Origin of the sequence: Dapis hubbardiae BLCC-M172 (genome assembly GCF_050016015.1) — a bacterium.
Taxonomy (GTDB): domain Bacteria; phylum Cyanobacteriota; class Cyanobacteriia; order Cyanobacteriales; family Microcoleaceae; genus Trichodesmium.
In genome coordinates, this window is record NZ_JBNHEQ010000064.1 from 91,582 (window position 1) to 100,646 (window position 9,065).

At 31.5% G+C, this 9,065-nt stretch carries 6 protein-coding genes and 1 pseudogene; 5 read left to right on the top strand and 2 right to left on the bottom strand.

The window, feature by feature from the left end; all coding sequences use genetic code 11:
- Nucleotides 1-684: 684 nt before the first annotated feature.
- Nucleotides 685-1,794: pseudogene (locus ACP6PK_RS06630) on the top strand (S-(hydroxymethyl)glutathione dehydrogenase/class III alcohol dehydrogenase).
- 765 nt (nucleotides 1,795-2,559) lie between these two features.
- Here the strand turns inward: ACP6PK_RS06630 and ACP6PK_RS06635 are convergent.
- Nucleotides 2,560-3,771: a helix-turn-helix domain-containing protein gene (locus ACP6PK_RS06635; RefSeq protein ID WP_426558823.1), complete on the bottom strand. Its 1,212-nt coding sequence runs from the start codon at nucleotides 3,769-3,771 to the stop codon at nucleotides 2,560-2,562.
- Between the two features lie 300 nt (nucleotides 3,772-4,071).
- On the opposite strand from ACP6PK_RS06635, the gene ACP6PK_RS06640 reads away from it, so the two are divergent.
- From ACP6PK_RS06640 to ACP6PK_RS06650, 3 genes are all read left to right on the top strand, one after another.
- Nucleotides 4,072-4,971 carry an ATP-binding protein gene (locus ACP6PK_RS06640; RefSeq protein WP_426558825.1) on the top strand — a complete coding sequence of 300 codons (900 nt, stop codon included), beginning with the start codon at nucleotides 4,072-4,074 and terminating at the stop codon, nucleotides 4,969-4,971.
- Between the two features lie 3 nt (nucleotides 4,972-4,974).
- The gene (locus ACP6PK_RS06645; RefSeq protein ID WP_426558827.1) at nucleotides 4,975-5,340 is read left to right on the top strand and encodes a hypothetical protein; all 366 of its coding nucleotides are present in this window, start codon (nucleotides 4,975-4,977) and stop codon (nucleotides 5,338-5,340) included.
- 540 nt (nucleotides 5,341-5,880) lie between these two features.
- Nucleotides 5,881-6,282: a hypothetical protein gene (locus ACP6PK_RS06650; RefSeq protein ID WP_426558829.1), complete on the top strand. Its 402-nt coding sequence runs from the start codon at nucleotides 5,881-5,883 to the stop codon at nucleotides 6,280-6,282.
- A 308-nt stretch (nucleotides 6,283-6,590) separates the two neighbouring features.
- On the opposite strand, the gene ACP6PK_RS06655 is transcribed toward ACP6PK_RS06650, so the two are convergent.
- Nucleotides 6,591-7,190 (bottom strand): ribonuclease III domain-containing protein, encoded by a 600-nt coding sequence (locus ACP6PK_RS06655; protein WP_426558831.1) that lies wholly within the window; start codon nucleotides 7,188-7,190, stop codon nucleotides 6,591-6,593.
- A 546-nt stretch (nucleotides 7,191-7,736) separates the two neighbouring features.
- Here ACP6PK_RS06655 and fghA point away from each other — a divergent pair.
- Nucleotides 7,737-8,585 (top strand): S-formylglutathione hydrolase, encoded by an 849-nt coding sequence (gene fghA, locus ACP6PK_RS06660; protein ID WP_426558833.1) that lies wholly within the window; start codon nucleotides 7,737-7,739, stop codon nucleotides 8,583-8,585.
- Nucleotides 8,586-9,065: the final 480 nt, after the last annotated feature.

A 9,065-nucleotide genomic window follows, 5' to 3' on the forward strand; every position in this document is an offset into this window, starting at 1 on the left:
TTCAATAATTAATAATTAACAATTAATAATTAATAACTACCTCTTCTGATTAAAGAAGAGGATTGGCTAACAGGAAGAAATCAACCTGGTTTCTGAGTTTGTCTGCGTAACTCCTGATCGTATTATAAAATATATAACATCTACCTTACAAATAATATTAATTACTAACTGGCAAACTTATTATTATATATAATTTTAGATAAGTTGGAAAAAGCGATCGCTCTTTTTATTTACAAAAAGAGTTTAATAATTGATAATTAACAATTAATAATTACCTCTTCTGATTAAAGAAGAGGATTGGCTAACAGGAAGAAATCAACCTGGTTTCTGAGTTTGTCTGCGTAAATCCTGATTATATTATAAAATATATAACATCTACCTTACAAATAATATTAATTGCTAACTGGGAAACCTATCATTATATATAATTTTAGATAAGTTGGAAAAAGCAACCCATCTTTTTATTTACAAAAAGAGTTCAATAATTGATAATTGATAATTACCTCTCCCTAAAACGGATTGGATTGAAGAAAAGGAAAATAAATTCATTGTTTCTCTTGAAATACAAGGCTTTAAACCTTAATTATTCGGTAATTATTAATTGTTAATTATTTATTATTCATTATTGACATAAACTATTACCACTAATTCTTTTAATAATGTCAATTATAGGAGCATCCCAAAATGGAAATTAAAGCAGCAGTAGCTTTTGAAGCAGGAAAACCATTAACTATAGAAACTGTTAATTTAGAAGGTCCCAAAGCTGGAGAAGTAATAGTATAAATTCAAGCAACCGGAATTTGCCATACCGATGCTTATACTCTTTCTGGTGCTGACCCTGAAGGCTTATTTCCTAGCATTTTAGGCCATGAAGGAGCAGGGGTTGTTGTGGAAGTTGGACCTGGTGTCACCAGTCTCAAACCAGGAGACCACGTTATCCCTCTCTACGTTCCAGAATGCCGTCAATGCGAGTATTGTCTCAGCATGAAAACCAACTTATGTCAAGCAATTAGAACTACTCAAGGTCGTGGTTTAATGCCAAATGGTACAAGTAGATTCTCATTAAATGGTGAAATGATACATCATTATATGGGAACTTCTACCTTTGCTAACTATACTGTATTGCCTGAAATTTCTTTAGCAAAAATTCGCGAAGATGCTCCTTTTGACAAGGTTTGTTATATAGGTTGTGGCGTTACAACTGGCATTGGAGCTGTTATTAATACGGCAAAAGTAGAGGTAGGAGCAAAAGTAATTGTATTTGGTTTAGGAGGTATTGGTTTAAATGTAATTCAAGGTGCAAAAATGGTAGGTGCTGATATGATTGTTGGAGTTGATATTAATCCGGCAAAACAAGAATTAGCGAAAAAATTTGGCATGACATATTTTGTTAATCCCAAGGAAGTAGAAGGAGATTTAGTTCCTTATTTAGTAGATTTAACAAAGGGAGGTGCTGACTATACTTTTGAATGTATTGGTAATGTTAATGTCATGCGTCAAGCTTTGGAATGTTGTCATAAAGGTTGGGGTGTTAGTGTTATTATTGGTGTGGCAGGTGCAGGGCAATAAATTAGCACTCGTCCGTTTCAGTTAGTAACAGGAAGAGTATGGAAAGGTACAGCTTTTGGAGGAGCAAAAGGTCGTACAGATGTTCCGAAAATTGTTGATTGGTACATGGAAGGGAAGATTAATATTGACGATTTGATTACTAATGTTATGCCATTGGAAAGAATTAATGAAGCTTTTGATTTAATGCACGAAGGTAAGTCTATTCGTAGTGTTGTAACTTTTTAAGGAAGGAAGAAGGAAGAAGGAAGAAGGAAGAAGGAAAAAGTTTAAGGGTTTGGTCATATTAATCCGATTTTCAGGCTCAATTTGGAGACCAAACCCCTACCATAAAATTTTACAACTTATACCATTTCTCAAAAAGAATGCTATCTTTGATTGGGTGGGTAAGTGTTGGAAGTGTGGGAGGTGCAGGGATAGGAAAAGCAGAAAAATCTATATTAACCGACTAATAATTGTCAAAAAAAACTTTTAATCTTAATAGCTATTGACTGTTGAAGTCTGGCTGAGGTATAGCATTACTTTTGGTGATTGGTATTATTTAGGATTGCTAGATTTGAGTATTTGCCGAAAAATAAAGGTATAAAGCCTCTCCTTTTAAGGAGAAACAAGAAAAAATTTTCCTTTTATTCAATCCTCTTCTTTTTAGGGAAAGGTAATTATCAATTATCCATTATCAATTATCCATTATTGAAACTTCTTGAGCTTAATTACTTATCGCTTAATTGAGATGCACCCCATTATCCATTTTTCATTATCAATTGTTAAAGAGGTAATTATCCATTATTCATTATCCATTATCCATTATCCATTAATAAGAAGATACTGTTTCCAGACTGGATTTAAACTAAAATAAGTAGTCCGATCTTCTTGTCTGATATCTAATAATAATCGTCTTTTTAGTGATTGTATGGCATTCCATAAGTCTGATGTTGATAACTCCAAAATTTTGTCTATTTGATGCAAAGTAACTGGTTGGTTTTCTTGAGCAAGTTAAATTATTATTGTTTGCTCATTCTGAGTTGTTCGTTGAAAATTTTTATCTAATTCTGCGACTAGAGATTCACTTAAAATTACTTTTTCCCATTGCAAAAATTCGGCAACACTACTGTGAAAAAATTCTTGAATCATAGTAGCAGTAAATTCTATCCAGCGAGGGTTGCCTTGATAGATGTTAATTAAATTTTCCCAAGTTTCTTCGTCTGATAATTTATAGTTTTCCAGAATTTGTTTTCCTGCTAATCCTAAGTTACCTAAAATCAGGGTTCGTACACAATTATTTTTGGTTTCTAGTTGAGCTATTTCTATAGGTTTTTCTCTACTATTTAATATCAAGCAACTTTGATGGTTCATTTCGGCAATAAGCTGAAAAAATATTTGGTAATTTTCAGATTCAGTTTGATATTTACCTGCAATTTTTCCACTACAAAAAAGCATTTGCAGGTCATCAAGAATAATCAAACACCGATATTGACGTAGGTAGTCGAGCAATTGGGAAATTTGAGTTTCAATATTTTGGGATATATCTGTTTTTTCGGGAAATATTTCTAACAATTTGGCAAGAGTTGTATTGAGTGATGGAGAAAAGCGCAGACTCCGATAAATGATGTAATTAAAATTAGTTTGGATTTGTTTAATTAATTGGAGTGTTAGGCTTGTTTTGCCTATTCCACTAATTCCTAAAAGTGCTATGAGGCGAGATGAATCTTTTAATATCCAGTTTGACAAAGTTGTTAGTTCGGAAGAGCGATCGTAGCAGTTGAAATCTTTGGGTGCTTCAGCTAAATATAGTTGTGCTTGATTTTTAGTATCTTGATAATTTTCTGAAGAAGTAGGCGATCGCCTCAGCGTTGCGGAGCAATATCGCTCTCTATCTGGAAAAATAGTAACATTATTAATTGTCGGATTATTTTTACAACCTCTTGAGTCAAGCTGTGAAAAATTATGGCTTTTTATCTTTTCAAATACACCTTTAAAATTAGCCTTCTTAACTTTTTCACCTAAGACTAATGAGAGAAGATTCCATAATTCTTGTCCGACATTTTTGACATGACTTTCACTAAAACCACTATCTTTAGCAATGTCTGGATAGGTTTTACCTTCTAAAGTACCTTTTAATACATTTTTTTGTAAATCATCTAAGTGTTTTTCTGTTTTAGCAAAGATTAAATCATCTACTAATTCTAAGACTTTCGTACTATTCATAAATCAATTAATATTAAATCCGGTTCTAATGAACCATTTACCTAAATTGCTAAATCCCTTTCAGATAAAAGATTTTAAATTTTAGGGATATAGTTTGAGCAGAACGAACTTTTCTTGCCTCAAAACTACATTTGTTTTAAAAGTACCATGCTTTTCGTAATTTTCCTACTTTATATAGAATGTGTAAAGTTCATACTTTTCATACTGTAACTAAAGGTAATTTTTTCTTAGGATAGAATTATTTGCTGGCATAAAAAAATTTCCAGCAATGGCAAAACAAAGCCAACGGAACATCAAACTATGAAATTTGAAATAGTCAAGGAGAAAAAAAATTCTAATGCCAAAGATGAAGTAAGTAGTTTACTCGAAACACCCAAATGGACGTTAGATGAAATAGCCTTGTCAAAAACTACAATTGAGCAAATTCAAGAAATGATTGCTTATGTAAAAAATAGGGAAAAATTGTTACTTGAATGGGAATTTAATCGTTTTCTCAAAACAGGTAATGGTTTAAGCATAAACTTTTTTGGATTACCAGGAACGGGAAAAAGTATTACTGCTGAAGCCATTGCCCAAAAATTAGGAACTAAGATTATCAAAGTTAATTATGGAGAATTAGAATCTGAATTAGTAGGTGGTACATCTAAGAATTTATCAAAAGTTTTCCAAGTAGCTGAAGAAAATCAGAGTGTATTATTTTTTGATGAAGCTGATGCAGTATTAAGTAAGAGAATTTCCAACTTATCTCAAGCAGCAGATTATGGTGTGAACTCTGCCAAAAGCACTTTATTAACATTAATGGATAAGTTTAATGGCGTAATCATATTTGCCACAAACTTATTTGAAAATTATGATGAGGCTTTTTTAAGGAGAATCATTTTTAACGTTGAGTTTCCCGTACCAGATATAGAAATGAGAACTCAACTTTGGCAATTTCATATATCTGAAAAAGTTCCTAGAAATATCACTTATAAAAGAGCGGCTGAAATTAGTGAAGGATTATGTGGTGGAGATATTAGAAACATCACAATTAAACTCGGATTAAAATTGCTAGTTGGTAAAGCAAAAGCTATTGATGAAGAAATTATCAATGAAGAAATTGACAAATATAAAACTATCAAACTGCGTCACAAAAAAATTAATTTAGCAGAAGCAGTTGTGGTAGAAAACGGAAACAATTCAGATTTAAAGGAGGAATAAATTATGCCGATAGAACCTATAACTTGGGTAGTTATTATAGGTGGTACTTTTTTACTTGGTGCTGCTGTTGGTCACTTTTGGGATGATATTAAAGCTTGGTTAACCCGTGTCACAAAAAATCTACTAGATTCGATTGATAAGACTATTGATGTACTTTCTGAAGCTATGGTTTATTTAGTTAGAGAAAACAAACGTTTTTACAAGAGAGTTGAAATTTATGTGAGAAATAAAATTAACAAAAGTACAGGCAAAAATAGAGGAATACTCTATGAACAAGAAGAAATTCCTGAGTTTGATGTTCCTGAAGATATGAAAGAGCCACTTTACGAACAAGCAAAGATACAAATCCTTCGGGGAACTACTTCTTAAAATCATAACTGAATATCAAATCGGTTTGCTTCTAAGTGTTATAAGAAATCTGGTTTATGGGAGACAGATATAAGTATAGTAGGGCATTTTATATAAACCCGATTTCTCTGCTTTATTTATACCGACACTAAAGCAAATTTCAGACAAGGATACTTCTCAAAAATAACGATAAGTAATCCTAAAACCAATCAAAAATTATTACTTTACAATTATAAATAAGGTAAAAATGACAGAAGCAGAAAATCTTTTTGTTTATTTAATTAGGGAAAGCAAACGTTATTACAAGAGAGTTGAAATTTATGTGAGAAATAAGACAAAAATACTAGCTGAACAAGAATAAGTTTCTTCCTATGATATTCCTGAAGAGATAAGAGAGAAACTTGAACGACAAGAAAAGTATTAATACTTCGGGTAGCTACTTCCTTAAAATGAGAACTAAAACTCAAACAAATTTCAGACAAGGAGATTGTTCAAAAAGAACTAGAAGTTATCCTCAAACAAATCAAAGATTCTTACTTGACAATTATGGATAAGATTAAAATGACAGAAGAAGACAACCTGGCAGAAAAGTTTTATAAATTATTGAATACTCTCAAAAATGCAGAGGAAAAAATATCACAAGCAGTACAAGAAAATGTTCTTGATACTGATACCTTTAATAGTATTGAAGAGGAAGTTTTAAACTTTGATTTGCTGGAGAAAGATATTGAAAAAATCCAGACAAGAATTGAGCAAGATGAATATTCTGTTTTAGGAAGCAGTCTTATTCTTGATAACGAAAAAGACTTGATAGAAATTAAAACTTACAGTCAAAAAGGAGAAAAAAGTTTTGTGAATACTGTAAGCGCTAAAGTCAAACAAGTCACAAATATTCCTGCGGATATTCTAGAGGAAATTAAGATTAAAGGTCGCGTTGAAATAAGTTTGAAATTTGATGATTGATTTGACTTTTATTTAATAGGAAATTCGGTTAAACAATTGTCATTACAAAATTAGGGAAGCAATCTCAAAGTAATAGAGATTGCTTCCTTCCACAAAGTGCATTTAAAAATATATTTTTTTGATAACTGAAGTAGTTTTGCTAACTTCCTTATCTTATACTCTTTTGACTGACAAATAAAGGGATAAAGCCTCTCCATGAATGGAGAAAAAAGAAAAAAAATCCTTTTAGCTAATCCTCTTATTTATAAGAAGAGGTAATTATTAATTATTAATTATTAATTGTTGAACATACTCCCTATTTAATTTAATTAACATTCAAGCAAGGGATTATTTTTTCTATATAAACTCTTGGGATTTAATAAAGGTAATTTTAAAACCTCAATCCAATCTATCAATTGAAAATCCGTTTCTAAATCTGAATCATCTTGAAATGCAGTAGTCAAAATCTGATTAACTGCTTTGGCAATACAATGTTCAACTAACCAATCATTAGTCCGTTCTAAATCTCGGTCAAACTCCAAATAAATTGCACCTATTAGAGCTTCAAAAATTTGAGCTAAAATTTTATTTTGCTCACTTTTATACTTCCATTTATAACTTTTTCCCAATAGAGAAAACTGCCTCAACTTTAAATCTCTAGCAAATTCAGAAAGCATCTTTCTACTGACCAGATCGCTTTCTATAATAGTCAGAGTTGCTTTACCTAAACTAGAAAAATTGTCTGATAAATAGTTACTAACAATTCGACAAAAAACTATATAGCCCAAGTTGGCCAAACCTTGATGCTCTAAAACCCGTTGTTTTTGTTCTGGCTTAATAATATTAGTCCCATCATAAATGTGATTTGGATGAGTCAGAGCAATTTCCAATAGTTCAGGATGTTCACATTCGGGGATAGAGATACTCACTTTTTTTACAGCCTCAATATTTAAGCCCATAATATTATCACTAACTCCATAAAATGAGATTTAATTAATAATTACTACAATCTCTTAGCAGATAATTACAGAATAGTTAATAATTTAATAAGATTTGTATCAAAAAAGTATGAGAGATTGTTTTTAAAGTAAATCTAAAAAAGGGGGATAGAGAACAACTTCACTGAGAACAGGGAACAAAAAATAATACAAAAGTATTTCCCACTATAAAATTTCCACTATAAAACAGGATTGAAATATATAGCAATCCTCCGCATATTCGTGGCAAAAATCTTAGTGCTTTTTAGGGAAAACTCAACTGGGAACACTTAACTGGTGGAAGTTTCAACTTTTTTATCTATTTTTTGATTTGTCAAGACCTATTTAGGATTGCTATAGTTAGCATTTTATAGCAGTTTTATGACCAAGAAATAAGATTTCAAGTCTCCCTAGTCAAGAATATAAAAAATAAATTCCCTATTTTCTTGCTTCCTAATTCAGATTTAAGATACTGATAACTGATAACTGAAATGACTTATGTCTACAGAAATTAAACTGGTTAAACAACATCAATCTTTTGGTGGCACAGTTAGCTATTATTTCCACTTATCTTACACCTGTAATATTGAGATGCGTTTCTCAATTTATCAACCACTGCAAGGGAAATTAAAACCTCTGCCAATTCTGTATTTTCTCTCTGGTTTAACTTGTACTGAAGATAATTTTATGGCTAAAGCAGGAGCGCAACAATTTGCTAATAAATATGGATTAATTTTAGTTGTACCAGATACAAGTCCACGTAATACTGGTATTGTTGGAGAGGATGATAATTGGGATTTTGGTACAGGTGCAGGATTCTATATTAATGCTACTTCAGAACCTTGGAAAAAACATTATCAAATGTATAGTTATGTAGTTGAAGAATTACCAGAAATTATTGCCAAAAATTTTCTAGTACAACCAGATAAACAAAGTATTTTCGGTCACTCTATGGGAGGTCATGGAGCATTAATTTGTGCTTTGAAAAATCCTGAAAAATATCAATCTGTTTCTGCTTTTGCTCCAATTGCAGCACCTATGCGTTGTCCTTGGGGTGAAAAAGCTTTTACCAATTATTTAGGTATAAATCAAGAAAATTGGCGTGATTATGATGCTAGTGAATTAGTTTTAATTTCTGGTTATAATCGTCCGATTTTAATTGATGTAGGAACTGCCGATCCTTTTTTTGCTCAAAAACAATTACTCCCAGAAGTGTTTGAAAATTCCTGTGAAAAAGTTGGCTTACCCCTGACTTTAAGAATGCAAGAAAATTACGATCATAGCTATTATTTCATTGCATCTTTTATCGAGGATCATATTCGTTATCATGCTGAAGCTTTAAACTGAATTAAGACTATAGCAATCCTAAATAGGTTTGATATTTTGTTGTAGGGGTTTGGTCTCCAAACCCAGTTATTCCAGCAGTAGACCAATACACTTTAAATGGTTGATTTAGAAAAAAATTCTCAAACCTTGCTATAGCAAATGAAATTTTCTGACTATTGCTCTATACCCAATAATCAAATTCATTTTCTGAAGCTCACGCCAGATGTAGATAGATAATCAAATTTTCTGACTATTGCTCTATACCCAATCATCAAATTCATTTTCTGAAGCACACGCCAGATGTAGATAGATAATCAAATTTTCTGACTATTCCTATATACCCAATAATCAAATTCATTTTCTGAAGCTCACGCCAGATGTAGATAGATAATCAAATTTTCTGACTATTGCTCTATACCCAATCATCAAATTCATTTTCTGAAGCACACGCCAGATGTAGATAGATAATCAAATTTTCTGACTATTGCTCTATACCCAATC

Excerpts from the sequence above, each read along its gene's own strand:
- ACP6PK_RS06635 (WP_426558823.1), bottom strand. The coding sequence starts at position 3,771 with ATGAATAGTACGAAAGTCTTAGAATTAGTAGATGATTTAATCTTTGCT.
- ACP6PK_RS06640 (WP_426558825.1), top strand. The coding sequence starts at position 4,072 with ATGAAATTTGAAATAGTCAAGGAGAAAAAAAATTCTAATGCCAAAGAT.
- ACP6PK_RS06645 (WP_426558827.1), top strand. The coding sequence starts at position 4,975 with ATGCCGATAGAACCTATAACTTGGGTAGTTATTATAGGTGGTACTTTT.
- ACP6PK_RS06650 (WP_426558829.1), top strand. The coding sequence starts at position 5,881 with ATGACAGAAGAAGACAACCTGGCAGAAAAGTTTTATAAATTATTGAAT.
- fghA (WP_426558833.1), top strand. The coding sequence starts at position 7,737 with ATGTCTACAGAAATTAAACTGGTTAAACAACATCAATCTTTTGGTGGC.